General features: G+C 67.8%; 24 protein-coding genes. 12 read left to right on the top strand and 12 right to left on the bottom strand.

Annotation, left to right across the window (positions count from 1 at the left end; translation table 11 throughout):
• The first annotated feature begins 32 nt into the window (after positions 1 to 32).
• Together atpD and AC1DVA_RS05675 are read left to right on the top strand one after the other, a co-directional pair.
• The gene (gene atpD, locus AC1DVA_RS05680) at positions 33 to 1,520 is read left to right on the top strand and encodes a F0F1 ATP synthase subunit beta (protein ID WP_265051435.1); all 1,488 of its coding nucleotides are present in this window, start codon (positions 33 to 35) and stop codon (positions 1,518 to 1,520) included.
• 138 nt (positions 1,521 to 1,658) lie between these two features.
• Entirely contained in the window at positions 1,659 to 2,072 is a 414-nt protein-coding gene (locus AC1DVA_RS05675) for a F0F1 ATP synthase subunit epsilon (protein ID WP_265051436.1), read from the top strand.
• Positions 2,073 to 2,120: 48 nt separating this feature from the next.
• Here AC1DVA_RS05675 and AC1DVA_RS05670 read toward each other — a convergent pair whose 3' ends face one another.
• The 3 genes from AC1DVA_RS05670 to AC1DVA_RS05660 form a co-directional block, all read right to left on the bottom strand.
• A complete protein-coding gene (locus tag AC1DVA_RS05670) occupies positions 2,121 to 2,501 on the bottom strand; it encodes a VOC family protein (RefSeq protein WP_265051437.1) in 381 nt (126 codons plus the stop codon).
• Positions 2,498 to 3,016 (bottom strand): RNA pyrophosphohydrolase, encoded by a 519-nt coding sequence (locus tag AC1DVA_RS05665; RefSeq protein WP_265051438.1) that lies wholly within the window; start codon positions 3,014 to 3,016, stop codon positions 2,498 to 2,500. The genes AC1DVA_RS05670 and AC1DVA_RS05665 overlap by 4 nt, the downstream gene beginning before the upstream one ends.
• 96 nt (positions 3,017 to 3,112) lie before the next feature.
• Positions 3,113 to 3,418 (bottom strand): ArsR/SmtB family transcription factor, encoded by a 306-nt coding sequence (locus tag AC1DVA_RS05660; protein ID WP_265051439.1) that lies wholly within the window; start codon positions 3,416 to 3,418, stop codon positions 3,113 to 3,115.
• 106 nt (positions 3,419 to 3,524) lie between these two features.
• Here AC1DVA_RS05660 and AC1DVA_RS05655 point away from each other — a divergent pair, with 106 nt between their 5' ends.
• The gene (locus AC1DVA_RS05655) at positions 3,525 to 4,625 is read left to right on the top strand and encodes an NADH:flavin oxidoreductase/NADH oxidase (RefSeq protein ID WP_265051440.1); all 1,101 of its coding nucleotides are present in this window, start codon (positions 3,525 to 3,527) and stop codon (positions 4,623 to 4,625) included.
• Positions 4,626 to 4,833: 208 nt separating this feature from the next.
• On the opposite strand, the gene putA is transcribed toward AC1DVA_RS05655, so the two are convergent.
• A complete protein-coding gene (gene putA / locus AC1DVA_RS05650) occupies positions 4,834 to 7,935 on the bottom strand; it encodes a bifunctional proline dehydrogenase/L-glutamate gamma-semialdehyde dehydrogenase PutA (protein WP_476805283.1) in 3,102 nt (1,033 codons plus the stop codon).
• 125 nt (positions 7,936 to 8,060) lie between these two features.
• Between putA and AC1DVA_RS05645 the strand changes: the two genes are divergently transcribed.
• The 3 genes from AC1DVA_RS05645 to AC1DVA_RS05635 all read left to right on the top strand — a co-directional run bounded on the left by AC1DVA_RS05645 (position 8,061) and on the right by AC1DVA_RS05635 (position 11,398).
• A complete protein-coding gene (locus tag AC1DVA_RS05645; RefSeq protein ID WP_476805295.1) occupies positions 8,061 to 8,519 on the top strand; it encodes an Lrp/AsnC ligand binding domain-containing protein in 459 nt (152 codons plus the stop codon).
• A gap of 106 nt (positions 8,520 to 8,625) precedes the next feature.
• On the top strand, positions 8,626 to 9,684 hold the full coding sequence (locus AC1DVA_RS05640; protein ID WP_476805282.1) for an ABC transporter substrate-binding protein: 1,059 nt from the start codon (positions 8,626 to 8,628) through the stop codon (positions 9,682 to 9,684).
• A gap of 100 nt (positions 9,685 to 9,784) precedes the next feature.
• Complete coding sequence (locus AC1DVA_RS05635) at positions 9,785 to 11,398, top strand: AMP-binding protein (protein WP_476805294.1); 1,614 nt, start codon at positions 9,785 to 9,787, stop codon at positions 11,396 to 11,398.
• Here the strand turns inward: AC1DVA_RS05635 and AC1DVA_RS05630 are convergent.
• The 4 genes from AC1DVA_RS05630 to AC1DVA_RS05615 all read right to left on the bottom strand — a co-directional run bounded on the left by AC1DVA_RS05630 (position 11,367) and on the right by AC1DVA_RS05615 (position 16,310).
• Positions 11,367 to 12,509, bottom strand: coding sequence for a GNAT family N-acetyltransferase (locus AC1DVA_RS05630; protein ID WP_265051445.1), 1,143 nt, complete (start codon positions 12,507 to 12,509; stop codon positions 11,367 to 11,369). The two genes, AC1DVA_RS05635 and AC1DVA_RS05630, sit on opposite strands and share 32 nt — an antisense overlap.
• 113 nt (positions 12,510 to 12,622) lie before the next feature.
• Entirely contained in the window at positions 12,623 to 13,744 is a 1,122-nt protein-coding gene (locus AC1DVA_RS05625) for a CobW family GTP-binding protein (RefSeq protein ID WP_265051446.1), read from the bottom strand.
• A gap of 78 nt (positions 13,745 to 13,822) precedes the next feature.
• The gene (locus AC1DVA_RS05620; RefSeq protein ID WP_476805281.1) at positions 13,823 to 14,719 is read right to left on the bottom strand and encodes a DMT family transporter; all 897 of its coding nucleotides are present in this window, start codon (positions 14,717 to 14,719) and stop codon (positions 13,823 to 13,825) included.
• Between the two features lie 7 nt (positions 14,720 to 14,726).
• Positions 14,727 to 16,310 (bottom strand): D-alanyl-D-alanine carboxypeptidase family protein, encoded by a 1,584-nt coding sequence (locus AC1DVA_RS05615; RefSeq protein ID WP_476805280.1) that lies wholly within the window; start codon positions 16,308 to 16,310, stop codon positions 14,727 to 14,729.
• A 191-nt stretch (positions 16,311 to 16,501) separates the two neighbouring features.
• Between AC1DVA_RS05615 and AC1DVA_RS05610 the strand changes: the two genes are divergently transcribed.
• The 5 genes from AC1DVA_RS05610 (at position 16,502) to AC1DVA_RS05590 (ending at position 20,660) form a co-directional block, all read left to right on the top strand.
• Positions 16,502 to 17,407 carry an EamA family transporter gene (locus AC1DVA_RS05610; protein ID WP_476805279.1) on the top strand — a complete coding sequence of 302 codons (906 nt, stop codon included), beginning with the start codon at positions 16,502 to 16,504 and terminating at the stop codon, positions 17,405 to 17,407.
• Between the two features lie 135 nt (positions 17,408 to 17,542).
• Entirely contained in the window at positions 17,543 to 18,712 is a 1,170-nt protein-coding gene (locus AC1DVA_RS05605; protein ID WP_476805278.1) for an acetyl-CoA acetyltransferase, read from the top strand.
• A 35-nt stretch (positions 18,713 to 18,747) separates the two neighbouring features.
• Entirely contained in the window at positions 18,748 to 19,941 is a 1,194-nt protein-coding gene (locus AC1DVA_RS05600) for an MFS transporter (protein ID WP_265051451.1), read from the top strand.
• 81 nt (positions 19,942 to 20,022) lie between these two features.
• Entirely contained in the window at positions 20,023 to 20,256 is a 234-nt protein-coding gene (locus AC1DVA_RS05595) for an AbrB/MazE/SpoVT family DNA-binding domain-containing protein (protein ID WP_476805277.1), read from the top strand.
• Positions 20,253 to 20,660: a type II toxin-antitoxin system VapC family toxin gene (locus AC1DVA_RS05590; RefSeq protein WP_476805276.1), complete on the top strand. Its 408-nt coding sequence runs from the start codon at positions 20,253 to 20,255 to the stop codon at positions 20,658 to 20,660. The genes AC1DVA_RS05595 and AC1DVA_RS05590 overlap by 4 nt, the downstream gene beginning before the upstream one ends.
• A gap of 10 nt (positions 20,661 to 20,670) precedes the next feature.
• Here the strand turns inward: AC1DVA_RS05590 and AC1DVA_RS05585 are convergent, their stop codons facing one another.
• Positions 20,671 to 20,943, bottom strand: coding sequence for a BolA family protein (locus AC1DVA_RS05585; protein ID WP_476805275.1), 273 nt, complete (start codon positions 20,941 to 20,943; stop codon positions 20,671 to 20,673).
• Between the two features lie 95 nt (positions 20,944 to 21,038).
• On the opposite strand from AC1DVA_RS05585, the gene AC1DVA_RS05580 reads away from it, so the two are divergent.
• Positions 21,039 to 21,656, top strand: coding sequence for a J domain-containing protein (locus AC1DVA_RS05580; protein ID WP_265051455.1), 618 nt, complete (start codon positions 21,039 to 21,041; stop codon positions 21,654 to 21,656).
• A gap of 143 nt (positions 21,657 to 21,799) precedes the next feature.
• Here the strand turns inward: AC1DVA_RS05580 and AC1DVA_RS05575 are convergent, their stop codons facing one another.
• The 3 genes from AC1DVA_RS05575 to AC1DVA_RS05565 all read right to left on the bottom strand — a co-directional run bounded on the left by AC1DVA_RS05575 (position 21,800) and on the right by AC1DVA_RS05565 (position 25,738).
• Entirely contained in the window at positions 21,800 to 23,785 is a 1,986-nt protein-coding gene (locus tag AC1DVA_RS05575; protein WP_476805274.1) for a methylmalonyl-CoA mutase family protein, read from the bottom strand.
• Positions 23,786 to 23,989: 204 nt separating this feature from the next.
• On the bottom strand, positions 23,990 to 24,895 hold the full coding sequence (locus tag AC1DVA_RS05570) for a cell wall hydrolase (protein ID WP_476805273.1): 906 nt from the start codon (positions 24,893 to 24,895) through the stop codon (positions 23,990 to 23,992).
• 366 nt (positions 24,896 to 25,261) lie between these two features.
• On the bottom strand, positions 25,262 to 25,738 hold the full coding sequence (locus AC1DVA_RS05565; protein ID WP_476805272.1) for a DUF1178 family protein: 477 nt from the start codon (positions 25,736 to 25,738) through the stop codon (positions 25,262 to 25,264).
• Positions 25,739 to 25,775: the final 37 nt, after the last annotated feature.

Below are 25,775 nucleotides of genomic sequence, written 5' to 3'. Positions count from 1 at the left end.
ACATCCGAATGCGCTAGTCCCGAGGTTTCACCATGGCCAAAGCCGCTACCAAGACCACCAAGACGAAGACCGCCGAGAAGCCCGCCAACACCGGCACCGGCCGTGTCACTCAGGTCATCGGCGCGGTCGTCGACGTGCAATTCGACGGCGAGCTGCCCGAGATCCTGAACGCGCTCGAGACCGACAATCTCGGCAACCGCCTTGTCCTCGAGGTCGCCCAGCATCTCGGCGAGAACACCGTCCGCACCATCGCGATGGACGCCACCGAAGGCCTGGTCCGCGGCCAGTCGGTGACCGACACCGGCGCGCCGATCGCCGTTCCGGTCGGCGACGAAACTCTCGGCCGCATCATGAACGTCATCGGCGAGCCGGTCGACGAGGCCGGCCCGATCCTGACCACCGCCCGGCGCGGCATCCACCAGCCGGCCCCGTCCTATGCCGATCAGGCGACGGAAGCCCAGATTCTGGTCACCGGCATCAAGGTCGTCGATCTGCTGGCACCATACGCCAAGGGCGGCAAGGTCGGCCTGTTCGGCGGCGCCGGCGTCGGCAAGACCGTGCTGATCATGGAGCTGATCAACAACGTCGCGAAGGCCCATGGCGGCTATTCGGTGTTCGCCGGCGTCGGCGAGCGCACCCGCGAGGGCAACGATCTCTATCACGAGATGATCGAGTCCAACGTCAACAAGGACCCGAAGGAGAACGGCGGCTCGACCGCAGGTTCCAAGTGCGCTCTTGTGTACGGCCAGATGAACGAGCCCCCGGGCGCCCGCATGCGCGTGGCCCTGGCCGGTCTGACCATCGCGGAGGATTTCCGCGACAAGGGTCAGGACGTGCTGTTCTTCGTCGACAACATCTTCCGCTTTACGCAGGCGGGCTCGGAAGTGTCCGCGCTGCTCGGCCGCATTCCCTCGGCGGTGGGCTATCAGCCGACGCTGGCGACCGACATGGGTAACCTGCAGGAGCGCATCACCACCACCAACAAGGGCTCGATCACCTCGGTGCAGGCGATCTACGTCCCGGCCGACGACCTGACCGACCCGGCGCCCGCGACCTCCTTCGCCCACTTGGACGCACGCACCGTGCTGTCGCGTTCGATCGCAGAAAAGGGCATCTACCCGGCGGTCGACCCGCTCGACTCGACCTCGCGCATGCTCTCGGCCGACATCGTCGGCGAGGAGCATTACGCTGTCGCTACGGCTGTCCAGCAGACGCTGCAGCGCTACAAGTCGCTGCAGGACATCATCGCGATCCTCGGCATGGACGAACTGTCGGAAGACGACAAGATGACGGTGGCGCGCGCTCGCAAGATCGAGCGCTTCATGTCGCAGCCCTTCTTCGTCGCGGAAGTCTTCACCGGCTCGCCCGGCAAGCTCGTCCCGCTCGAGGACACGATCAAGGGCTTCAAGGGCCTGATCGAGGGCAAGTACGATCACCTGCCGGAGGCGGCCTTCTACATGGTCGGCTCGATCGAGGAAGCCGTCGAGAAGGCGCAGCGCCTCGCCGCCGAAGCGGCGTAACGTCGACAAACGCACGACGTCATCCCGGACAAGCCGCGAAGCGGCGCTGATCCGGGATCCATCCGAGGGCACGCCCTATGATGGATTCCGGCTCTCCGCTTCGCTCCGGCCGGAATGACGTCGGAGGAGAGAGTAGCGATGGCCACCTTCAAGTTCGAACTCGTCTCGCCGGAGCGCATCCTGTTCTCGGGCGATGTCGTCAGCGTCATCGTCCCCTCGACCGAGGGCGAGATGACCGTGCTCGCCGGCCATGCGCCGCTGGTGGCGACGGTCAAGGCCGGCATCGTCTTCGTCCAGACGACCGACAGCAACGGCAAGGAATTCTTCGTCAATGGCGGCCTCGTCGAGGTCAACCAGGAGACGATGACCATCCTCGCCGAGCAGGGCAAGTTCATCGAGGATGTCGACACCGCCGTGCTCGACGCCGAAATCCTGACCGCCGAGACCCGTCTCGCCGGCTCGCACAACGAGGACGAGCAGAAGCGCCTGCATGACACGCTGGTGCAGCTGCGCGAATTCAAGCACGTCTTCGAGCAGCGCAAGGCGGCCTGACGCCGCCTGCCAAGCTGGAAACAGGAAAGGCCGCGCGAGCGGCCTTTTTCATGCGTAGCTGATGAATTCGAGCAGCGAGCCGTCGGGATCGCGGAAATAGACGCTGGTGCCGTGGCCGCCGCGGCCGAAGCGCTGGACCGGGCCGAGCTCGATCGCGATCGACTGACGCTGGAGGTGCGTGATCGCCTCCGCGATCGGCCCCGGCCAGACGAAGCACAGATCGCTGCCGCCCGGCGGCACCGGCACGCGCGCGACCGGCGTCGGCTCGATGCCGGGGCCATGGCAATTCAATTGCGCCCGGCCGATGCGATAGGCGAAGCCGTCGCCGTTCCGGACGACCTCCGCGCCGAGAATGTCATGATAGAAGGCGTTGGAGCGTTCCCAATCGGAAACGTGGATGACGCAATGATCGAGCTCGACGATGCTCATCTGGTTGCTCCCTCTGCCGCGACGGGCGAAGCGAAGGCTGCGAAAGCCACGGCCACGCGCTCGTAGACGGGTCTTTTGAAGGGAACGACGAGCCCCGGCATCTGGTTCAGCGGGCGCCAGCGCCATTCGTTGAACTCCGGCGGTTCGTCGCCATTGGGCTTGCCGATATCGATCTCGTCCTCGCTGCCGGTGAAGCGGAAGGCGACCCAGCGCTGGCGCTGGCCGCGAAAGGCCGTGAGCTTGTGCGGCGGGCCGTCATAGGGCGGGAAATCGTAGCTCCACCAATCCTCCGTCACGGCCAGCAGGGCGGCGCTGGTGACACCGGTCTCCTCTTCCAGCTCCCGGCGCGCGGCGGCGACGATGTCCTCGTCAGGGTCGATCCCGCCCTGCGGCATCTGCCAGTCGAAGCCGGGCAGGACGATCTCGGGCCCGGCGCTGTGGGAATGGCCGGCAAAGACGAGGCCCTGCGCATTGAACAGGGCGATGCCGACATTGGGGCGGTAGGGCAGGCTCATCCGGCAAGCATAGGGCGCTGTGCCGGGGAGCGAAACGGCCGGGTGCTGATGCCGGCGATGTCACTTGGTGCGGTCAGCGCCGGCAAGCGAGAGTCTTCAGGCGCTGGGGGCGGAGAGAACGCAGGACAGCAGCCCGGGGAAACGGCGTTCGATGTCCTCGCGGCGCAGCGCGTTCATCCGTGACGCGCCTTCGCTGCGCGTCCGAATCAGCCCGGCTTCGCGCAGGACGCGGAAATGATGGGAGACGCTGGATTTCGGCCGGTCGCAGTCGAGGGCCTGGCAGCTCGCCTCGCCCTCGACGGCCAGACGCCGGACGATCTCCAGACGGATCGGATCGCTCAAGGCGTGAAAGACGTCCTCGAGCGCGATGTCTTCCAGAGCGGGCAGGCGGGTCTGTCGCATCGGGGGAAGCTATCACAGAGTTTTGATGTTGCCAAACTTCGAAAAATATCGAACTGTCGAATAATAAGATCCTGTCGCCAATTTCCCGTAGCGCGGAGCCGCTCCAATGCCCGGTCTGTTCGACCCCTTCAGCCTGAAGACCATCACCCTTCGCAATCGCATCGTCACCTCGCCGATGTGCCAGTATTCGGCGCAGGACGGCGTCGCCAACGACTGGCACCGCGCCCATCTCGCCGGGCTGGCGCGCGGCGGCGCCGGCCTCGTCGTCATCGAGGCGACTGGCGTCTCGCCGGAAGGGCGGATCACGCCCGGCTGCCTCGGCCTGTGGAACGATAAGCAGGCCGAAGCGCTGGAGCCCATCGTCGCGGAGATGCACAAGGCCGGTGCGGTCGCCGGCATCCAGATCGGCCATGCCGGCCGCAAGGCCAGCGCCAATCTTCCCTGGGAAGGCGACGACCATATCCCGGCGGGCGATCCGCGCGGCTGGGAGACGATCGCGCCTTCCGCCGTCGCTCAGGGCGGCGGCCTCGGGCGGGTGCCGCGGGCGATGACGTCAGCCGATATCGAGCGCGTGCGCGGCGATTTCGTTGCGGCGGCGGAGCGCGCCCGCGACATCGGCATCCAGTGGCTGAAGCTGCACTTCGCCCATGGCTATCTGGCGCAGAGCTTCCTGTCGCGCCACGCCAACAAGCGCGACGACGCCTATGGCGGCAGCTTCGAGAACCGCGCCCGCTTCCTGATCGAGACGCTCGTGGCCGTCCGCAAGGTCTGGCCGGAGGATCGCCCGCTCTCGGCCCGGCTCGGCGTCATCGAGTATGACGGGCAGGACGAGGAGACGCTGGCCGAGGCGATCGAGTTGGTGAAGCGCCTCAAGGCCGAGGGGCTCGATTTCATCGATGTCAGCGTCGGCTTCTCGACCAACGAGGCCAAGATCCCGTGGGGGCCGGCCTTCCTGGCGCCCGTCGCCGAGCGGGTGCGGCGCGAGAGCGGCCTGCCGGCCTCGACGAGCTGGTACATCAGCCAGCCCGAACAGGCGGACGCACTGGTGCGCGAGGGCAAGGTCGATCTGGTCACGCTCGGCCGTCCGCTACTGGCCGACCCGCACTGGCCCTATGCGGCGGCAAAGGCGCTCGGCGTCGAGGACGCGGCGTGGAAGACCCTGCCGGCGCCCTATGCCCACTGGCTGTCGCGCTACCGCGCGGCGTGAACCGGGAAGAATGGCGCGGTCATTCCGGGGCGCCCCGCAGGGGCGAGCCCGGAACCCAGAACCGAGCCCTTCGTCGGAAGGTGACAGGATCAGAGCCCTATCCGGTGATCGCATCGGTTCTGGGTTCCGGGCCCAAGCGCTTCGCGCTTGCCCCGGAATGACCGTGGCGAATTGTCACTGCTCGCCATAACCTGCAGGCGTTGTCGCTTCACTCGCCCATCGCGATCAGGCTGGCATTGCCGCCTGCTGCAGCGGTGTTGATCGTCACGGTCTGTTCGGTGGCGAAGCGCATCAGGTAATGCGGGCCGCCGGCCTTCGGGCCAGTGCCCGACAGGCCGTGGCCGCCGAAGGGCTGCACGCCGACCACGGCGCCGATGATGTTGCGGTTGACGTAGATATTGCCGGTCGAGAGGCGCTGCGTCACCCGCTCCACCGTCGTCTCGATGCGGGAATGCACGCCGAGCGTCAGCCCGTAGCCGGTCTCGTCGATCTGACCGATCACCTTGTCGAGTTCGCCAGCCTTCCAGCGCACGACATGCAGTATCGGGCCAAAATGCTCGGCGGTCAGGTCGCCGACGCGGTCGAGCCTGATCACATGCGGCGCGACATAGGTGCCGCCGAGATCGGGCGCCTGGCCGGCCCAGGCGACGCGGCCCTGCTGGCGCATGGCGGCGACATGGCCGTCGAGGCGCTGCTTGGCGGCGGCGTCGATCACCGGGCCGATATGGGTGTCGACCTTGCGGGGGTCGCCGAGCTTCAGCTCCTTGGTCGCGCCTTCGATCATCTCGATCATCTTGTCGGCGACATCCTCCTGCACGACCAGCAGGCGCAACGCCGAGCAGCGCTGCCCGGCCGAGCGGAAGGCCGACATCACGACATCGTCCGCGACCTGTTCGGGCAGGGCGGTGGCGTCGACGATCATGGCGTTGAGGCCGCCGGTCTCGGCGATCAGCGGCACGATCGGCCCGTCCTTGGCGGCGAGCGCCCGGTTGATGCCGCGCGCCGTCGCGGTCGAGCCGGTGAAGGCGACGCCGGCCACGTCCTTATGCGCGACCAGCGCCGCGCCGGCCTCGGTTCCGCCGGGCACGAGATGCAGCGCGCTCGCGGGAATGCCGGCCTCGTGCAGGATGCGGATGGCGACGGCCGCGATCAGCGGCGTCTGCGGCGCCGGCTTGGCGACGACGCTGTTGCCGGCGACCAGCGCGGCGACGACCTGGCCGGTGAAGATCGCGAGCGGGAAGTTCCAGGGCGCGATGCAGATGAAGGGGCCACGACCGCGCAGGATCAGCCGGTTCTCCTCGCCGGTCGGGCCGGGCAGGGCCGTCGGGGCGGCGAAATGGGTCTCGGCCTCGGCAGCGTAATAGCGGCAGAAATCGACGGTCTCGCGAATCTCGGAGATGGCGTCGTCGATGGTCTTGCCGGCTTCCGCCTGCAAGAGCGCGATCAGCAGGCCGCGGCGGGCCTCCAGCAGATCGGCGGCGTTGCGCAGAGCTGCGGCACGGATGCGGGCGGGGGTGGCGTTCCAGGCGGGGAAGCCGGCCTTCGCGGCGACGAGAGCTCGTTCGGCCGTCGCCGCGTCGGCTTCCGTCACCTTGCCGATCGGCTTGTTGTCGATCGGCGAGCGTACGTCGCGTACCGCGCCGGGCTGCCGCTTGCCGTCGATGATCGGCGCGGCATCGGGGAAGCTCTTCGCCGCCGCGATCTCCTTCACCAGGGCGTCCAGGCTCTCTTCATGGCCGAGCTCGGTGCCGGCCGAGTTCTTGCGCGAGGGTCCGTAGAGATCGGCCGGGAGCGGAATGCGGCGGTGACGCGCGGCGCTCGGCGTGCCGATGATGTCGGCGGGCGCCAGCAGGAGCTGCGAGACCGGCACGTCCGGGTCGCCGGAGGCGCTGACGAAGGAGGAGTTGGCGCCGTTCTCGAGCAGGCGACGGACGAGATAGGCGAGCAGGTCCTGATGCCCGCCGACGGGGGCATAGGTGCGGCAGGCATAGCCCTCGCTCTCGCGCAGTAGCTTCTCGTAGAGCGCCTCGCCCATGCCATGCAGGCGCTGGAACTCGAAGTTTTCGGTGTTGCCCGCCATTTCCGCGACAGCCGCGACGGTGAGTGCGTTGTGCGTGGCGAATTGCGGGATGATGCGCGGCCGGAGCTGGAGCAGCTGCGCGGCACAGGCCTCGTAATTCAGATCCGTCATCGCCTTGCGGCTGAAGACCGGATAATCGGGCAGGCCGCGCTCCTGGGCGCGCTTCAGCTCGGTGTCCCAATAGGCGCCCTTGACCAGGCGGACCATCATGCGCCGGTCATAGGCCTCGGCCAGCCGGCCGATATGGTCGATCACGGCCGAGGCGCGCTTCTGATAGGCCTGGATCGCGAGGCCGAAACCGTCCCAGCCGTCGAGCGAGGGATCGGCGAAGATTGCATCGATCACGTCGAGCGAAAGCTCGAGCCGGTCGGCCTCCTCGGCATCGATGGTGAAGTTGAGGTCGTAGCCCTTGGCCTGGCGGGCGAGCTCGATCACCTTCGGCACCAGCTCGGTCAGTACGCGCTCATGGCTCGTCGCCTCGTAGCGAGGATGCAGCGCCGAGAGCTTGACCGAGATGCCCGGCCGGTTCGGCAGCTTGTCGTTGCCAGCCGAGCGGCCGATCGCGTCGATCGCGGCGGCGTAGGAACCGAAATAGCGGTCGGCATCGGCCTGCGTGCGCGCGCCCTCGCCGAGCATGTCGAAGGAATAGCGATAGAGCTTGCCGGTGCCCGAGCCGGCGCGCTTCAGCGCTTCCTCGATCGTCTGGCCGAGCACGAAATGGTTGCCCATGACGCGCATCGCCTGGCGCGTGGCGGTGCGTACCGTCGGCACGCCCAGGCGCTTGGCGAGGCTGCTGACGATGCCCGTCGGGGTCTCGCCCGGCTGGATGACGCGCGCGGTGATACCGAGCGCCCAGGCCGAGGCCGAGACGAGGAAGGCGTCCGACTTCGATTCATGGTTGGCGAAATCGCCCTGGCCGAGCTTGTCCTCGATGAGGCGATCGGCGGTGACAGAATCGGGCACACGCAGCAGCGCCTCGGCCAGCACCATGAGGGCGAGACCCTCCTTGGTGGAGAGCGAGTATTCGCGCAGCAATTCCTCGATGCCGCCCAGGCCGACCTTGCGGGTGCGGATCGCCTCGATCAGCCCCGTCGCGCGCGCATCGATCCGCGCCTTGGCCGCGGGATCGCGGCGAGCGGAGGCGAGCAGTCGGCCAGCGATGGCACCGTCATCCTCGGCGAAGGGGACGCGGAAAGACGGCACGGCGAAACGCGGGGCAGAGGCGGCCATGAAGGGCTCCGGATCTGTCAGACTGGATTATCTGAAGGATGAGGGATGATATCCCGCATATCAATTGGCGTTTACAACGCCATTCCCGTATCAATCTCTACAGAATGGCAATTCCATAGAGTTTCATCATGCTCGACAGGACCGATCGCCGTATCCTCGCGTTGCTCCAGGGCGACGGCCGCATCGCGGGCGTCGAGCTGGCCGAGAAGGTCGGGCTTTCGCCGACCGCCACGGGCGAGCGGCTGAAGCGGCTGACGCGCGACGGCTACATCAYCGGCTATCGCGCCACGCTCGATCCGATGAAGCTCGGATTAAACCTCCTCGTCTTCGTCGAAGTCTATCTCGACAAGACGACACCGGACGCCTTCGAGCGCTTCGCCGCGGCGGTGAAGCGGGCGCCCGAGGTGCTGGAATGCCATATGGTGGCTGGTGGCTTCGACTATCTGGTCAAGACGCGCGTCGCCGACATGAATGCCTATCGCCGCTTCCTCGGAGAGGTGCTGCTGGCGCTCCCGGCCGTGCGCGAGACCCGGACCTATGCGGTGATGGAGGAGGTCAAGACGGACGGTGCCCTGCCATTGTGACGCAAATGCCGCCGCGTTGACGCCATTTCAACATCTTATGGTGTCAAGAAGCGTGGATGGCACGGATATGCCGTGCCGATGCCCGCAGGGCACTCAGAGGCCTGCCATGCCGATCGCTCCGTCCCGTCCGTCCACTGACCTGTCGCGCCGTGCGCTCGGGCGGCTGGCGATGGGGGCCGCGATCGCCGCGACAAGCGGCGGCATGGCCGGAGCGCAAGGCAATGCGGCGATCCGCTTTGCCCTGGACGGGCGCTTCGATGGGCCGTCGGCGCCGTTTCTGATCGCGCAGGAGAAGGGCTATTTCGGTGCCGAGGGGCTCGACGTCACGATCGAGCCGGGCACGGGCTCTCGCGCCATGCTGCAGCGCCTGGCGACAGGTGCGCAGGACGCCGGTTTCGGCGACGTCAATGCGCTCATCCGCTTCCGCGACGAGAGCCCCAGTGCCGATCTCAAGGCGGTGATGATCGTCCACGACCGGCCGGGCTTCGCGATCGTCGGCCGCAAGAGCCGCGGTCTGACCGCAGAGCCGCCCAGCCTGGAGGGGCGCAAGATCGGTGCTGCCAGCGGCGATGCCGCGCTGGCGCAATGGCCGGTCTTCAAGAACCTCAACAAGATCGACGACAGCAAGATCAGGCTGGAAACCGTGGGCTACCCCGTGCGGGAGCCGATGCTGGCCTCCGGCGAGCTCGACGCCGCCCTCGGCTTCGGGCCCTCCTCCTATGTCGGCCTCAAGGCGCGCGGCGTGCCGGTCGACGACATCATCCTGATGGAGATGGCCGATCACGGCCTCCTGGCCTATGGCAGCGCCGTCATCGTCGCGGGCAAGCTCGCGGCGGAGAAGCCCGATGCCGTGCGCGGCCTCGTACGCGCCGTCACCCGCGGCTTCCGCGATGCCGTGGTCAATCCGGCCCTGGGCGGGCAATTGGTCCTGCGCCGCAATGAGGATGCACAGCCGGAGATCGAGCGCGAGAAGCTCGCCATGGTCATCGCGCAGAACGTGCTGACGCCTTATGTGCGCGTCCACGGCCTCGGCGGCATCGACCGGGAGCGCTGGTCGCGGGCGCTGGACCAGCTCGCGCTGGCAGGGAGCTTCCGCGACAAGGCACGGGCGGGCGATGCCTTCTCCGACGCCTTCCTGCCGCCGCCGGGCGAACGCATGTTCTGAGCGCATCCTGACGCACGGAAAACTTGCGCGCGCGGCGGGGTGACAGCCGGGAGCCGCCTGCCTATCGTGCCGCGCCTCCCGCTGGACCCACATCTTGAAATTGCCAGACCTGTCCGACTATGCCGCGCTGCGCGACGCTTTCCGCTGGCGCATTCCGGATCGCTACAACATCGCCGTCGACGTCTGCGACCGCTGGGCGGCAAGCGAGCCCGAGCGTCCGGCGATCATCGAGGTCTCGCAGGATTGGCTGGTGACGCCGGTCAGCTTCGGCTGGTTCCGCGAGCATTCGAACCGGCTCGCCAGCGCCCTGCGCGCACGCGGCGTCGGCCGTGGAGACCGCGTCGCGATCCTGCTGCCGCAGGGCCGGGCGGTCCTGGCGGCGCATCTCGCCGCCTACAAGCTCGGTGCCATCGCGGTGCCGCTGGCGGCGCTGTTCGGCGTCGATGCGCTGGCCTATAGGCTGGAGGATTCCGGCGCGAAGGTCGTCGTGACCAATGATGGAGGTCTCGCGAAGCTCAGCCAGATCGCGCAGCCCCTGCCGGAACTCTCTCTGCTGATCTCCACCGACGGAGCGGATGGGCGCGCGGAAGGCTGGGACGCGCTGCTTGCCGAAGGCAGCCCGGATTTCGTGCCCGCCGAGACGACGCCGGACGACCCGGCACTGATGATCTATACCTCCGGCACGACGGGCAATCCGAAGGGCGCGCTGCATGGTCACCGCGTCCTGCCCGGCCATCTGCCGGGCGTGCAGATGCCGCACGAGTTCATGCCGCGCCCGGGCGACCTCGCCTGGACGCCGGCCGACTGGGCCTGGGCCGGCGGATTGCTCAACATGCTGCTGCCGGCGCTGCATTTCGGTGTCGCCGTGGTCGCGCGGCCGGTGACGCGTTTCGAGCCGGAGGAGGCCTATCGCCTGATCCAGGATCTCGGCATCCGCAACGCCTTCGTGCCGCCGACCGCGCTCAGGATGCTGCGCGGCGCCGGCAATCCGCGCGGGCGTTACCAGCTGCATCTCCGCACGGTCGCGGCGGCCGGCGAGGCCCTCGGTGCCGAGACGCTGGCCTGGGGGCGGGAAGCGCTGGGCCTGACGATCAACGAGGCCTATGGCCAGACCGAATGCAATCTCGTGCTCGCATCGAGCGCCGCCATCGGCGTGAGCCGGCCGGGCTCGATCGGCAAGGCCGTCCCCGGCCACGAGGTCGCGATCATCCGGCCAGACGGCATCGTCTGCACTCCCGGCGAGGAGGGACAGATCGCGGTGCGCCGGCCCGACCCGGTGATGTTCCTCGAATACTGGCGCAACCCCGAGGCCACGGCGGCGAAGTTCATCGGCGACTGGATGATCACCGGTGACGAGGGCGTCCAGGATGAGGACGGCTATGTCCGCTTCATCGGCCGCGACGACGATGTCATCACCTCGTCGGGCTATCGGATCGGGCCAGGCGAGATCGAGGATTGCCTGCTGAGGCACCCGGCGGTCGCGCTGGCGGCGGTGGTCGGCAAGCCCGACGCGCTGCGCACCGAGATCGTCAAGGCCTTCGTCGTGCTGAAGCCTGGGCAGGGCGGGTCGCCGGCCCTGGTCTCGGAGCTTCAGAACTTCGTGCGCGCCCGCTTGTCGGCCCATGAATATCCGCGCGAGATCGCCTTCCTCGGCGAACTGCCGATGACGACGACCGGCAAGATCATCCGCCGTGTATTGCGGGCCGAGGCCTGAACAGCGACTGGCCGACCCGCCTGCTGATGCGGGCCGCCAGATCGGCCGGGGTGCCGGCGCGCCGATGGCTGAGGCGCAGCGTCGCGAAGCCGTCGCTTTTGGCTCCGAAAACCGGCAGGCCGCCAGCGAGCCGGATTTGCCGCGACGGGGCTGTCTTGCGCATCATCGCCAGGAGCAGGGCCAGCGGCCGCGCCCGAGCCAACTCGTCCTCGTCGGCGGCCAGATAGAGCCAGCTCGCCGGAGACCGGCCGATCGTCAGCGCTGCCGCGATCGGTATTTCATCCAGCATCAGCAGCGCGATCCGGCAGAGCTTCTGGCGGCTGAGGCTGCGGCTCATGCTGCGCAGGAAGGCGGCCTCGCGAATGTCCTGCAGGGTCGCGCTGCCGGTCCGCCCACGCCGGCCCGAGGCTTCGAGCGCGAGCAGGATCTCGGCGGCGTCGCGCCGGCCGGCGAGCGTCGAGGGCTCTTCCAGACGCAGCGTTCCATGCGCCTCGAACGCGGCCCGGGCTTCTCGGAGGTTGGTCGGGGCCGTAAACTGCGCGTCCGGCCGGCCAAGGCTGTGCCAATCCGCCAAGAAGCCGTGCCTGCGGGCGAGGCCCGTGAGCGCCGCGGCGAACGGGCCGCCCGGGTCGATCGCGTGGAAGGTCAATCCGGCCGTCGGCCCCGCCTCACCGCGCCAGGCACGCAGCAGCGCCGACAGCGCCGGCGCCACGAAGGTGGCGTCGATCAGCGGCGTGCCGTTGAGCAGGCGCGGATCGGCGAATTCGTCGAGGGCCTCGGCCGCGAACAGACGCTGGCGCCTGCGAAAGGGCGCGAGGCCGATGAGCCGGCGCGGCTGGCCTCCGGGTCCGCCCTGCCAGAGAAGCATGAGCGCGACATCGCGGAACGAGACGAGATGCTGTGCCGCCGCCAGTGCAAATCCCGGATCGAGAAAAGGGTTGGGCTCGATGGCGCGGGTGGCGAGATCGGCCCATTCCCCGATGATGTCGGCACAGGAGCCGAGCGGGCGGATCTCGCAATGGACCGCCGTGCCGGGATGCAGTCGAGGCGGGCTCGATGCCGTGGTGGACATGGCGGCGCCCGTGCCCGCCAAGGCCATGATCTCGCTCATCCGATCCTGCTCCCGATGCATCGTTCCGGCGCATGGCTGTGCCGGATTGGCGAGAAACAGGCATGTGCCTCGCCGCGCGAGGGAACAGGTTCAAGAAGCGCGCCGCGGCGTTCTCAGTGGTGATGCGCCGTTTCGGCTTGCTCCGCCTGCTGGCCGAGGAAGGCGGACCAGAGGCGCTGCACGGTCTCCTCCTCGATATCCTTGACGATGAGGACGAGGCGCGAACGCCGGTCGGCATCGGGCCAGCCTTCGAGCTGGATGGGCGGGTGCAGGATCTGCTGCACGGCATGGACGAGCAGCGGACGGCCCGGCTGCTCGGCGAGATCGACGAGACCCTTGAGCCGCAGCAGCCGCGGTCCGTGGATCGAGCGCAGCAGCGTCCAGAACAGATCGAAGGTGCTTTGCGCGACGGGACGGTCGGCCGTCAGGGCGAAGGCGCGGATCGCCTCGTCGTGACGGTTGACGTCATGCGGGTCCTGCCCGTGGTGATGATGGTGGTCATGACCGTGATCGTGGCCATGATGGTCGTGGCCGTGATGGTGATGGTCGTGCCCGGATACCGTCGTTTCCGCCAGCCAGCGTCGCAGAGCCGCCGGCCGCCGCGCCAGATCGTAGAGGCTCGCGCCGACGAGGTCGCTCGCGGGCGCGTCGGGGAGCAGGATCTCGACGCCCGGGTTCAGCGCGCCCAGACGCCTGCGCAGCGCATCGGCCTCGGCCGGCGTCGCGATATCGGTCTTGGTCAGGACGAGGCGGTCGGCGGCGACGACCTGCCGGCGCGCCTCCTCATGCTCGTCGAGCGTCGCCATGCCGTTGACCGCATCGACGAGCGTGGCGACGCCGTCCAGCCGGAAGCGCATGGCGAGATAGGGGTGGTTGATCAGCACGTTGAGGATCGGTGCGGGATCGGCGAGCCCGGTCGTCTCGATGACGACACGGCTGAAGGCTCCGATGCGGCCATTGTCGCGGCGGCGCAGCAGGTCCTCTAGCGTCACGATGAGGTCGTCGCGGATGGTGCAGCACAGGCAGCCGGATTCGAGGAGGATCATGTTCTCCTCGACGCCCTCGACCATCAGATGGTCGAGCCCGACCGCGCCGAACTCGTTGACGAGCACGACCGTGTCGGCGAGCGCCGGGTCCTTCAGGAGCCGGTTGAGCAGCGTCGTCTTGCCGGCGCCGAGGAAGCCGGTGAGCAGCATCAGCGGAACGGGGGCGGGGCGGGCGGGGGTGCCGGTCATGGTCTGTCGTCCGGTCCGATGCATGGTCAAAGGTTGGATCGCCATCATGCGTCCCGTGACGCAAGAGCGATGCGGCCTTCAGGCGGGCACGACGCTCCGCCTTGAATGTTCTAATATTACATTAGTGACCAGCGCCACGATGACAAGGGCGCCGCCGCCATACTGCAATGGCCCCAGCCGCTCGGCCAGGACGATGGCCGCGATGGCCACGGCGAAGACCGGCTCGGCGCAGAAGGCGAGGCCGGCCGGGCCCGGGGCGATCCGTGCAAGGGCGAGGATCTGCAGGACGAAGCCGATGATGTAGCCGCCATAGGTGATGGCGATGGCGATCGGCGCGAGCAGGAAGGTCTGCGGCGGAAGCAGGCCGCCGGTGATTGCCAGGATCGCCAGCGTCACCGGCAGGATGACGACATGCGACCAGAACAGTTTCGGCAGCGTCGCGACCTGCGCGCAGCGGGCGGCGGCGAAGAACTGCGCGGTCGCGCTGAGGCTGGCGAGGAAGGCGAGGGCAAGCCCGCGCGGATCGAGCCCGTGCAGGTCGGGCCCGACGACCAGGGCGACACCGAGGAAGGCGACGAGCGCAACGGCGAGCCTGTCGGCCCGGAACGGCGCGGAGGTGAGGAGAGGCTCGGCCAGCACGATGAGGATCGGGAAGGTGTAGAACACCACGGCCGCGACCGAGACGGGCACGAAGCTGACCGAGGAGAGATAGGCGATGCCGACGAGCGCCGTGGCGAAGCCGAACAGCAGGACCGGCTGCCTTTCGCTGCGTGCGAGCCTGAGCGAGCCCCGCCAGACCAGCGCCGTGCCGCCGACGAGGACCAGCATCAGCAGCACGCGATAGAAGACGAGCAGGGGGCCGCTGAGGCCGGCCTGTCCGGCGATCTGCGCGCTGACGATATTGGTGCCGAAGGCCGCGGCCGAGGCGAAGGCCAGCAGCAACCCGTTACGTTCGCTCGCCGGCCTTGTGTCCAATCAGGCCTCAGGCGTCGCTGGCGGGCTTGGCTTTCGCCTTCGCGGCGGGCTTCTCGGCCGGCGGCTTCACGGCGGCCTGCGATGGCCGCGGCTTGGGCTGCGGGATCGAGGCTGCGGGCGTCTTGCCGGGCTGGGGCTTTGCGGCCGGAACCTTGGCAGGCTGCGTCTTGGCCGCCTGCGCCTTGGCGTTGCGGGGTGCCGCCTTGATGCCGGCGGCTGCGCCCGGCCGCAGGCTCGCTGCATTCGCGGCGCCCCGCTGGACCGCGCCCTGGAGCCGCAGCGGGCCGCTCTCGAACGCGTCGGTGGAGGGCTGGACCGGGGTATCTGCCGGCGCGAAGGCCGTGGTGCCGCGCGGGATCGCGCCATTGCTCGATGCGGTACGCCGGGTCGGAGTGGCAGCGAGCCCGGCGGCGATCGGAGCGCCCGGCTCGATCGTCGGGGCGGTGCCGCGCGCGACGCGCGAGTCCGGCTGCGCCGTGACATTGGCCGCGAGCGGAGCAGAGGCGGAGCCGGCGGTGCGCCCGAAGGAAACCTGGATCGGCACGACCTGCGCCCGCTGGCCGAGGATGACGCGCCCGCGCGGCGAGCGTGTCGCGACCGCGCCGGCCGACTGGGTCGCGAAGGTCCCGAACCGGCCGCCGTCGGAATCGTTACCGGCAGCCGCCGCTGCCGATGCCGAGAGCGGGCCGGAGAGATCGGCATCGTCGGCCAGTGCGACGCCGCCGCCGCGACGGCGGACATCGTCGCAGATGTTCGGCGCCCGCGTGCCGCTCGGTGGCATCGAGGCGACATTGTAGCCCGTGCCGCCCCAGCGGCCGAAGCTTTCGTCGAGAATCTGGGCTGCCTTGACGGTTCGCTCAACGCCGGAGACCGAGCCGAGCACCACGGCGATCAGGGTGCGGCCGCCGCGATTGGCGGTGGCGACGACGTTGAAGCCGGAGGCGCAGGTGAAGCCGGTCTTCATGCCGCCGATGCCGGAATAGCGCCCCACCAGGCCGTTGGTGTTGTGCATCACCTGCTTGCCGAGCTGGACGGCCGAGGTGTTCCAGTAGTCCGAATACTGTGGGAAATCGTGCATCAGCGCCATGGCGAGCACGGCGAGGTCATGCGCGCTGCTCTGCTGGTCGGGATGGTCCCAGCCATTGGGATTGACGAAGCGGGTGTCGCGCATGCCCAAGCGCTGGGCCTCCGCGTTCATCATCTCGACGAAGGTGCCGACATCGCCGCCGACGCCCTCGGCTACGACATAGGCGATGTCGTTGGCCGATTTCACCATCATGATGCGCAGGGCGTTGTCGAGCGTGACCTCCTGCCCGGCCCGGATATAGACCTTCACGCGCGGCTGGCTCGCGGCCAGCTTCGAGGCCGGGATCGCCGTCTCCAGGCCGATGCGCCCCTCCCGCACTGCCTTCAGCGCGAGATAGATCGTCATCATCTTGGTCGTGGAGGCCGGGCGCCAGGCCTGCGTCGCGTTCTCGCTGGAGAGCACCTCGCCGGTCGACGCGTCGACGACCAGACTAGCACCGGCGAGGGCGGGACCCGTCACGGCGAAGGTGAGGGCGAGGGCGGCAACACAGCGTGAGAGGATCATCGGGCGGTCTTGAACCTGTCTTGGCGGGTGGCGAGGACGGCGCAGGGTTCAACGCGATGCATGCGGCGATTTCGAGACGGCGAGCAGATCTGTCCGCCCATGAACGCATACCTACCCCTAGCCGAGCGATTTGCCTAGTCGCGCAGGCCGGTTCAAAAGCCTAGGCCCGTCTTGCTTTCCCAAGGGTTACCGTGGCTTTCGGTCTTCTCTGGATCCCTGCGACCATCGTCGCTTCGCTGTTGCAGACCGCACGCAACCTCGCGCAGCGCTCGCTCACCGACATCATCGGCGTCGTCGGTGCCACGCAGGTGCGCTTCCTGTTCGGCCTGCCTTTTGCCGCGCTCTTCCTGCTCCTGGCCTGCATCGGGCTGCAGCGCCTGCCGCCCGCCATCGGCATGGCGTCCCTCGGCTTTACGCTCTGGGGCGCGCTGACCCAGATCGCGGCGACGGCGCTCATGCTGGCGGCGATGCGCGAGCGCTCCTTCGCGGTGACGACGGCCTATACCAAGACCGAGCCCGTGCAGGTCGCTCTGTTCGGCGCCGCGTTGCTGGGCGATGCGCTGACCCCGCTGAAGTTCCTCGCCATCGCGGTCGCGACGGCCGGCGTGATCGTGGTCTCGTGGAAGCCGGGCGAGAAGCTGACCCGCGCGGGCATGCGCCCGGCCGTGCTCGGCATCGTCTCCGGAGCCTTCTTTGCCCTGTCCGCCATCGGCTTCCGCGGCGGCATCCAGGCGCTGCCGGAAGGCGGCTTCCTGATCCGCGCCTCGACCATCCTCGTCCTTGGCCTCGGCCTGCAGACCGCAATCCTGACGCTCTATCTGCTCGCCGCCAACCGCGACGCGCTGATTCAGAGCCTCAGGAACTGGCGGCGCTCGCTCTCGGCCGGCTTCCTCGGCGCCGCCGCTTCGCAGTTCTGGTTCATCGGCTTCTCGCTGACCACTGCCGCCAATGTCCGCACGCTCGCCCTGATCGAGGTGCCGCTGGCGCAGATCGCCTCGCGTCGCCTGTTCTCCGAAGGCACCAGCAAGCGCGAAATCCTCGGCATGGCGATGATCGTCGGCGGGGTCGGGCTGTTGCTCTCGGTGGCATTGCGATGAGCGGAGCGGCCGGCTAGTGCTGAACAAAAGCCCGTCAGCCGATCCGCGCACGGCCATCATGCGCGGATACCGGCTTGCCGGGCGGAGCAAGGCTGCCAAGATATAGTGTAGCTGCACATTAAGGGAGAAACCGTCATGAGCGCTGCAATCGTCGGCTGGGCGCATACGCCGTTCGGCAAGCAGGATGCCGAAACCGTCGAAAGCCTGATCGTGCGCGTCGCGACCGACGCGCTGGTCGATGCCGGCATCACCGCCGACCAGGTCGACGAGATCGTGCTCGGCCACTACAATGCCGGCTTCTCCGCCCAGGATTTCACCGCCTCGCTGGTGCTCCAGGCCGATCCGGCCCTGCGCTTCAAGCCGACCACGCGCGTCGAGAATGCCTGCGCCACCGGCTCGGCGGCCGTCCATCAGGGCGTGCGGGCGATCAAGGCCGGCGCCGCCAAGGTCGTCCTCGTCGTCGGCGTCGAGCAGATGACCAAGACGCCATCGGCCGAGATCGGCAAGAACCTGCTCAAGGCCTCCTACCTGCCCGAGGATGGCGAGACCCAGGGCGGCTTCGCCGGTGTCTTCGGCCAGATCGCCGCCGCCTATTTCCAGCGCCATGGCGACCAGTCCGATGCGCTCGCCATGATCGCCGCCAAGAACCACAAGAACGGCGTCGACAATCCCTATGCGCAGATGCGCAAGGACCTCGGCTACGCCTTCTGCCGCGAGGAGAGCGAGAAGAACCCCTATGTCGCCGGGCCGCTGAAGCGCACGGACTGCTCGCTGGTCTCGGACGGCGCCGCCGCCATCGTGCTGGCCGACGAGGCGACCGCGTTGGAGATGCGCCGCGCCGTCGGCTTCCGCGGCATGGCCCATGTGCAGGATTTCCTGCCGATGTCGAAGCGCGACATCCTGAAGTTCGAGGGCGGCGCGCTCGCCTGGCAGAAGGCGCTCGCCGATGCCGGCGTGACGCTGGAAGACCTCTCCTTCGTCGAGACCCATGACTGCTTCACCGTCGCCGAGCTGATCGAATACGAGGCGATGGGCCTGACCAAGGAAGGCGACGGCGCCCGCGCCATCAAGGAAGGCTGGACGCAGAAGGACGGCAGGCTGCCGGTCAACGTCTCCGGCGGCCTCAAGGCGAAGGGCCATCCGATCGGCGCCACCGGCGTGTCCATGCATGTGCTCTCGGCAATGCAGCTCACCGGCGAGGCGCCGGAGGGCATGCAGCTCAGCGAGCCGCGTCTCGGCGGCATCTTCAACATGGGCGGAGCCGCGGTCGCCAACTACGTCTCCGTGCTCGAACGGATCAAGTGATCCTGTAAATCTCCGGCAGAAGCGGGTTCTCCGACGTGACGGTCTTCATCGCGCTTCTGCCGGCCTACATCCTCTCGATCTTCTACCGCTCCTTCCTCAGCGTGATCGCCGGGCCGGTGATGGCCGATCTCGGCATCGGCCCGGCTGCCTTCGGCCTGCTCGGCGCGGCCTGGTTCATCGCCTTCGCATTGGCGCAGTTCCCGGTCGGATGGGGGCTCGATCGGGTCGGCCCGCGCCGGACGGTGGCTGTCGCGATGGCGATCGGCTCGGCCGGTGCCTTCCTGTTCGCGCAGGCCGGCGGGGCGCTTTCGGCCGGCGTCGCCATGGCTCTGATCGGAATCGGCTGCTCGCCGATCTTCATGTCATCGCTCTTCCTGTTCGCCCGCACTGCCGCGCCGGCGCGCTTCGGGCTGCTGACTTCACTGTTCATCGCGCTGGGCTCGCTCGGCAATATCGCCGGGGCGGCGCCGCTGGCTATCGCGGCGGCGCATTTCGGCTGGCGCGGCGCGATGATGGCGATGGCCGCCGCCTTCCTGGCTGCGACCATCCTGGCGGCGTTGCTGGTGCGCGACCCGCCGCCGCGTCCCGCCTCGGCGGCGCCGGATGAAGGGTTGCTGCAAGGACTAGCCAGCATCGTCGCCATCCGACCGCTCTGGCTGCTCGCGCCCCTGACGATCACCGGCTACGCCATCGTCGCAACCGTGCGCGGCCTGTGGATCGCGCCCTTCATGACGCAGGTCCATGGCTTCGATGCCGTCTGGGCCGGGCATGCTGCGACGATCATGGCGGTGGCGATGATCGTCGGTGCCTTCGTCTATGGTTGGCTGGAAAGCCGGACCGGGCAGGCCAAGGCGATCGTGCTGTGGGGGACGCTGCTGACGGCGCTCGGCTTCGTGTTGCTGGCCTTGAGCGGCCAGAATTCGCATCTGACGGCGATCGCGCTGTTCTCGCTGATCGGCGCGGCGGGCTTCACCTATGCGATCCTCATGGCACACGCCCGGCAGTTCTTCCCGGAGCATCTGATCGGGCGCGGCATGACCTTCGTGAACTTCCTCTTCATCGCCGGAGCCGCGGCTGTGCAGTCCGCTTCCGGCTGGTTCATCGCCGAGCAGCGCGCGACCGGGTTCGATGCGGCCTCGACCTTCGCCAACCTGCACTGGGCCTTCGCCGCCCTGCTGCTGGCCTCGGTCGCGATCTACGCTTTCGCGCCGGCGCGGCCGAAGGGCTGACGGACCGGCGGGGCCGGATGGTTCTTGTCGCGAGCCCGCCTAGGTATTACTTTTAGATCAGGCGGTAATACGGAGGTGGCCATGGCGACGACTGTCACCAGCAAGGGGCAGGTCACGATCCCCAAGGTCGTGCGGGATAAGCTCGGCATCAAGCCCGGCAATGCGGTCGATTTCCGGATGGAGCCGGATGGCAAGGTCGTCTTGCTGAAGGTCGGCGCGGAGGTCGTAAAGAATCCTCTCGATAAATGGCGCGGTATCGCCGGGCCGGGCCCGAGCACCGACGAGATCATGGAAATGACCCGGGGAGAATCTTGAAGGCGACGCTCGTCGACTCGAATGTCTTTCTGGATCTCGTCACCAATGATCCGGAGTGGGGTAAATGGTCGGCCGGACAACTGGGCGCGGCGATGAGCAGGGGAGGCCTTGTCATCACCGAGGTGATTTATGCCGAGCTCTCCATTCGCTTCGACGATATCGTGACGTTCGATACCATGTTGGCCGACTTCCGCGTCGAAATCGATCCGATGTCACGGCAAGCGCTGTTCGTCGCCGGCAAGGCCTTCCGGCGCTATCGCGCGGCCGGTGGCACACGGGCGAGCGTTCTCCCGGATTTCTTCATCGGAGCGCATGCCGCTGTGGCGGAGGTCCCGCTGCTAACGCGTGATGCGCGGCGCTATCGCAGCTATTTTCCATCGGTCGAACTGATCGCACCCGAATAGAGCTGCGCGCTCAAACCTCGTTTGGCGCCTTTGCCGCGATCGCCAGCGCGTGGACGCGGTCCGCGAGCTCCTGCGCGAGTGCCGCATTGATGAGGCGGTGGCGCTCGAGCCGGCTCTTGCCGGCGAAGGCATCCGACACGATATCCACGCGGAAATGAGTCTCCCCGCCCTCGCGCCAGCCGCCATGGCCGTGATGCTGGTGCGATTCGTCGATCACCTTCAGCTCCTGTGGCGCAAAGGCCTCGGTCAGCTTTTGCGTGATTCTTTCAGCGATTGCGGTCATGATCGCGCCACCGTTGCGATGATTGTCCTATCGGTTCGGCGGTGTGTTGCATCGCACTTGCCGGTCCGAACCTTGCGTCTCATAACCCTTCGACGATGAACATCAACTCGCGCCTTTTCGATCGCATCAGGATCGGCCCTTCCGAGGCGGAAGCGGTCGAGGGTAATGATGCGCCCCGTTGCGACCATCCCGGCTGCACGCGCGTCGGCGAATTCCGCGCGCCCAAGGGGCGCGGCCGCGAAGGCCAGTTCTTCCTGTTCTGCATGGAGCATGTGAAGACCTACAACGCGACCTATAACTATTTCGCCGGGATGGATGACGAGGCGCTCGCCGCCTACCAGAAACAGGAAGAGATCGGCCACCGGCCGACCTGGAAGCTCGGCGTCAACTCGAAGGCGGCGCGGATGTCGCAGCGCGGCCGCGCGGCGAAGGGCGAGGCCAGCGCCGACATGCACGACGCCTTCAATCTGTTCGGCGCGCGCAACAAGCAGCAGGCGGCGCAGCCGGAATCGCGCGTCGGCGTTGTCGCGCGCAAGGCGCTCGATACGCTCGGTCTCGACGACACCGCCGACTCGGCCGCGATCAAGGCGCGTTACAAGGAACTGGTGAAGCGCTTCCACCCGGACGCCAATGGCGGCGACCGCTCGCGCGAGGGCACGCTTCAGGAGATCCTGAAGGCCTATCAGCAGCTCAAGAGCGTGGGGATGGTCTGACCGGGCGTGTCATCCCGCACGCGCTGCGGCACGCAGTGCTGCTGCGCAGATGCGGGATCGCATGACGGGAAGGCGCATTATCCTGCGCACGGTCCCGTGTCTGCGCAGCGGCGTTACACGCCGCAGCGCGCACGGGATGACGGCTACCGCTCCTTCGCCGCCAGCCCCGCCACATCGGCGATGATGCCGTCCAGTGCGAAATCCTTCGGCGTATAGACCCGCGCCACGCCCATGTTGCGCAACGCGTTCTCGTCGTCGGGCGGGATGATGCCGCCGACCACGACCGGCACGTTCATGCCGGCGACGCGCAGCCGCGCTGTGACGTCGCGCACCAGCGGCAGATGCGAGCCCGAGAGGATGGAAAGCCCGATGATGTCGGCATCCTGCGCCTTCGCCTCGGTGACGATCTCCTCTGGCGTCTGGCGGATGCCGCCATAGCTCACTGCCATGCCGGCATCGCGGGCGCGCACGGCGATCTGCTCGGCGCCGTTCGAATGCCCGTCGAGACCCGGCTTGCCGACGAGGAAGCGCGGCGGCCGGCCGAGCCTTTCCGTCGCCTTCTCGACGGCTGCGCGCGCTGTGGCGAGGCCTGCGGCGTCGCCGAGCTTCTTGGTGTCGACGCCGGTGGGGGCGCGGTATTCGCCGAAGATCTCGCGCAGGGTCTGCGCCCATTCGCCGGTGGTGACGCCGGCTTTCGCGCAGACGATCGAGGCCGGCATGACGTTGCGGCCCTCGCGGGCGCTGCTTGCAAGATCGGCCAATGCCGCCTCTGCCGCTTTCGTATCGCGGGCCGCGCGCCAGGCCTTGAGCCGCGCGATCGCCTCGATCTCGACCGAATCCGGCACGGTGACGACGTTGCCTTCGCCGGCCGAAAGCGGCGAGGGCTCGCTGCTGGTGAACCTGTTGACGCCGACGACGACCTGCTCGCCGCGCTCGATCGCCTCGATGCGCCGCGCGCCGTTCTCGACCAGCGCCTGCTTCATGTAGCCGCTCTCGACGGCAGCGAGCGCGCCGCCCATGTCGTCGATCTTGGCGAGTTCCTCCAGCGCGGCCGCCTTGAGCTCGGCGACCTTGGCGTCGACCACGGTCGAGCCGTCGAAGATGTCGCCGAATTCGAGCAGGTCCGTCTCGTATGCCAGGACCTGCTGCATGCGCAGCGACCATTGCTGGTCGAACGGCCGGGGCAGCCCGAGCGCCTCGTTCCAGGCCGGGAGCTGCACGGCGCGGGCACGCGCCTTCCGCGACAGCGTCACCGCCAGCATCTCGATCAGGATGCGGTAGACGTTGTTCTCCGGCTGCGGCTCGGTCAGCCCGAGCGAATTGACCTGCACGCCATAGCGGAAGCGCCGCATCGCCTCATCGGCCACGCCATAGCGGCCGAGCGTGATCTCGTCCCAAAGCTCGACGAAAGCCCGCATCTTGCAGAGCTCGGTGACGAAGCGCATGCCGGCGTTCACGAAGAAGGAGATGCGCCCGACGATGCCGGGGAATTCTTCCGGGCTCACCTCGGCGCGTGCGCGGATGGAATCGAGCAGCGCCACCGCGGTCGCCAGCGCGAAGGATAGCTCCTGCACCGGCGAGGCCCCGGCCTCCTGCAGGTGGTAGGAGCAGACATTGGTCGGGTTCCATTTCGGCAGCTCGCTCGCTGCGAACACGACGATGTCGGTGGTGAGCTGCATGGAAGGACGCGGCGGGAAGACATAGGTGCCGCGCGAGAGGTATTCCTTGACAAGATCGTTCTGCGTCGTGCCCTGCAGCAGCTTGCGGTCGGCCCCCTGCTCGTCGGCCACCGCGACATAAAGCGCAAGCAGCCAGGCCGCCGTCGCATTGATCGTCATCGAGGTGTTCATCTGGGCGAGGGGGATATCCTCGAACAAGGCCCGCATGTCGCCGAGATGGCTCACGGGCACGCCGACCTTGCCGACCTCGCCGCGCGCCAGCACATGATCCGGATCGTAGCCGGTCTGGGTCGGCAGGTCGAAGGCGACGGAGAGGCCTGTCTGTCCCTTGGCGAGATTGTTGCGATAGAGCTTGTTGGACTCCGCCGCGTCGGAATGACCGGCATAGGTGCGGAAGATCCAGGGCTTGTCGCGCGCCGTCTGCTGGCCGCCGGTCTTCGTCGCGGTCATGGCGTTTCCCGGTATTGCAGAGCAATCTGAATGTTGCACTGCGGCGAGGATAACGCCAGAGCGTCGCGGCTGTCGCGTGCGACGTTAGGATGACGGGTTTTTCACGCGGGCAGAGCGCGTTTCAGGGAAACGCGCAGCTCCTTCGGCAGGCGGCCGAACGATGGACCAACGCGCCGGAAGCCGAGCCAAGCGGGCGTCGCGCGCCTATCGCGGCGAAACGCTGCCCTTGATCTCGACGGTGGGCAGCTCAAGCGAAGCCAGGCGGCGGTCGGGCCTCGGCGGAGCGGCGAAGGCGCGTGCGGCTTTCGGCAGATCGAGATCGATCGGCCGGCCCGGCGGCAGCGGCGCGTTCTTGACCAGCATGACGGCCGGCGTCTCGACCGCGGGAAGCCTGGGCGTGGCAGCCTGAGGCGCGAAGGCCAGGGGCGCCGATGCGAAGGAGGTGGAGGCGACCGGGGAAGCGGTCGTGAGCGGCACGGAGGTGGATGCCGATGCGAGCTGGATCGTCGGCTCCTCGATGCGCTTGCGCTCGGGGCGCTCGCCCTTGAGGTAGAAGGCGTTGCCGCCGGCCACGGTCACATAGTGCATGTTGGCGTAGCCGAAGCGCATGCCGGCCATGTGGAAGTGCTTGGCCGATCCGACCGCCTCGTTCCGGCGGCCATCGAGGATGTCGTCCGCGATGGCCTCGATCTGCGGCCGGGTGCGTTCCGGCATCGGGCGTGTCAGGACGCCGGACGCGAACTGGCGGGGAGCTCCGACCACGCCGCAGATCGTCTCGGGATAACGCGCCGATTCGACCCGGTTCATCACGACCGTGCCGACGCCGAGCAGGCCGGCTTCGCTCGAGCGGTTCGATTCGAAATACATCGCGCGGACCAGGCATTCCTTTTCGCGCGGATCGGCCTTGGCCAGAGCGACGGCGCGCTTGCGCGCGACAGTCGGGTCCTTCGCCGTCGGCGCGGAGACAGCGGCGGTCTCGACCGGCGACATACTGCAGGCACCCAAGGCGGGCGCCGCCAGCGCGATCAGAAGCGGGATCGACCTGCGGCCGCCGTACCGGAGCACCCCATCGGAGCGGAGACCAAGTGCAGCGATCGCGGCCCGCTTCATGCGGTAACTCCTGGGTTCAGGATCCTCGGTGGCCAGACGCAGCACACCGGGATCACCAGCAAGGAAACCCGAAACACTTAACAGAAAGTTAATCCCGGAAGGAAGGGCCGAGCCATGAAAGGTGGCCGCGGCGAGTGATCTCGCCGGCTATGGATATTCTAACATGTTGGTAAAACAAGAAAAATTATGATGGACGGCGCGGCGAATTTTCATTTTTCCGCGTTACGGATCGGTCATCATTGCCGGAGCAGGGGCGCGATCGCGGAGCGGCTTGCCGGCAATTCGACGGCCTCCCGACCGTTTCTCGATCAAAGGTCGATCGTGATCATCGATGTGTCGTTGGCGACCGTCGCGGTGGAAGGCGCTTCAGTTCCCCGAGTTCGGCAGGCGCGGCAGGGGCAGGAAATCGACGCCCTCCTCATGCAGCATGCGGGCGTCGTCGGCGTTCGCCTCGCCATAGATCGCACGCGCTTCCGTTTCGCCGTGATGGATCTTCAAGGCTTCGTCGGCAAAGCGAGTCCCGACATGCTCCGCATTCTCGCGGACATGGCTGTGGAGCGCGGTCAGCATCTCGCGGAAGGCGATCTCCTTGTCGCTCATCAGGGCCATTGGCGCAGGCGTGCCCGACGGCGCGGGAGCTTCCGCTGCGGGCTCGGCCGCTGCGCGCTGGCCGAGATCGGTACGCGCGACATTCGGCGCCATCACCGCGCGCTCGACCTTCGCGCTGTTGCAGAGCGGGCAGGTCACGAAACCGCGCCTGGCCTGTTCCTCAAAGCTGGCCGAGCCGGAGAACCAGCTCTCGAACTCGTGGGCATTGTCGCAGATGAGGGTGTAACGGATCATATCGTCTCAGATGGTGGCGCTTGGCCACCAGCGCAAA

It is taken from the genome of Allobosea sp. P4_C6, from assembly GCF_056402015.1.
Note: the sequence above shows the minus strand (reverse complement) of the source record. Positions and strands in the feature narration are given on the sequence as shown.

Excerpts from the sequence above, each read along its gene's own strand:
- AC1DVA_RS05615 (WP_476805280.1), bottom strand. The coding sequence starts at position 16,310 with ATGATCCTCTCACGCTGTGTTGCCGCCCTCGCCCTCACCTTCGCCGTG.
- atpD (WP_265051435.1), top strand. The coding sequence starts at position 33 with ATGGCCAAAGCCGCTACCAAGACCACCAAGACGAAGACCGCCGAGAAG.
- AC1DVA_RS05570 (WP_476805273.1), bottom strand. The coding sequence starts at position 24,895 with ATGAAGCGGGCCGCGATCGCTGCACTTGGTCTCCGCTCCGATGGGGTG.
- AC1DVA_RS05585 (WP_476805275.1), bottom strand. The coding sequence starts at position 20,943 with ATGACCGCAATCGCTGAAAGAATCACGCAAAAGCTGACCGAGGCCTTT.
- AC1DVA_RS05630 (WP_265051445.1), bottom strand. The coding sequence starts at position 12,509 with ATGAGCGAGATCATGGCCTTGGCGGGCACGGGCGCCGCCATGTCCACC.
- AC1DVA_RS05640 (WP_476805282.1), top strand. The coding sequence starts at position 8,626 with ATGCCGATCGCTCCGTCCCGTCCGTCCACTGACCTGTCGCGCCGTGCG.
- AC1DVA_RS05575 (WP_476805274.1), bottom strand. The coding sequence starts at position 23,785 with ATGACCGCGACGAAGACCGGCGGCCAGCAGACGGCGCGCGACAAGCCC.
- AC1DVA_RS05670 (WP_265051437.1), bottom strand. The coding sequence starts at position 2,501 with ATGAGCATCGTCGAGCTCGATCATTGCGTCATCCACGTTTCCGATTGG.
- AC1DVA_RS05565 (WP_476805272.1), bottom strand. The coding sequence starts at position 25,738 with ATGATCCGTTACACCCTCATCTGCGACAATGCCCACGAGTTCGAGAGC.
- AC1DVA_RS05605 (WP_476805278.1), top strand. The coding sequence starts at position 17,543 with ATGAGCGCTGCAATCGTCGGCTGGGCGCATACGCCGTTCGGCAAGCAG.
- putA (WP_476805283.1), bottom strand. The coding sequence starts at position 7,935 with ATGGCCGCCTCTGCCCCGCGTTTCGCCGTGCCGTCTTTCCGCGTCCCC.
- AC1DVA_RS05660 (WP_265051439.1), bottom strand. The coding sequence starts at position 3,418 with ATGCGACAGACCCGCCTGCCCGCTCTGGAAGACATCGCGCTCGAGGAC.
- AC1DVA_RS05625 (WP_265051446.1), bottom strand. The coding sequence starts at position 13,744 with ATGACCGGCACCCCCGCCCGCCCCGCCCCCGTTCCGCTGATGCTGCTC.
- AC1DVA_RS05675 (WP_265051436.1), top strand. The coding sequence starts at position 1,659 with ATGGCCACCTTCAAGTTCGAACTCGTCTCGCCGGAGCGCATCCTGTTC.
- AC1DVA_RS05580 (WP_265051455.1), top strand. The coding sequence starts at position 21,039 with ATGAACATCAACTCGCGCCTTTTCGATCGCATCAGGATCGGCCCTTCC.
- AC1DVA_RS05655 (WP_265051440.1), top strand. The coding sequence starts at position 3,525 with ATGCCCGGTCTGTTCGACCCCTTCAGCCTGAAGACCATCACCCTTCGC.
- AC1DVA_RS05595 (WP_476805277.1), top strand. The coding sequence starts at position 20,023 with ATGGCGACGACTGTCACCAGCAAGGGGCAGGTCACGATCCCCAAGGTC.
- AC1DVA_RS05665 (WP_265051438.1), bottom strand. The coding sequence starts at position 3,016 with ATGAGCCTGCCCTACCGCCCCAATGTCGGCATCGCCCTGTTCAATGCG.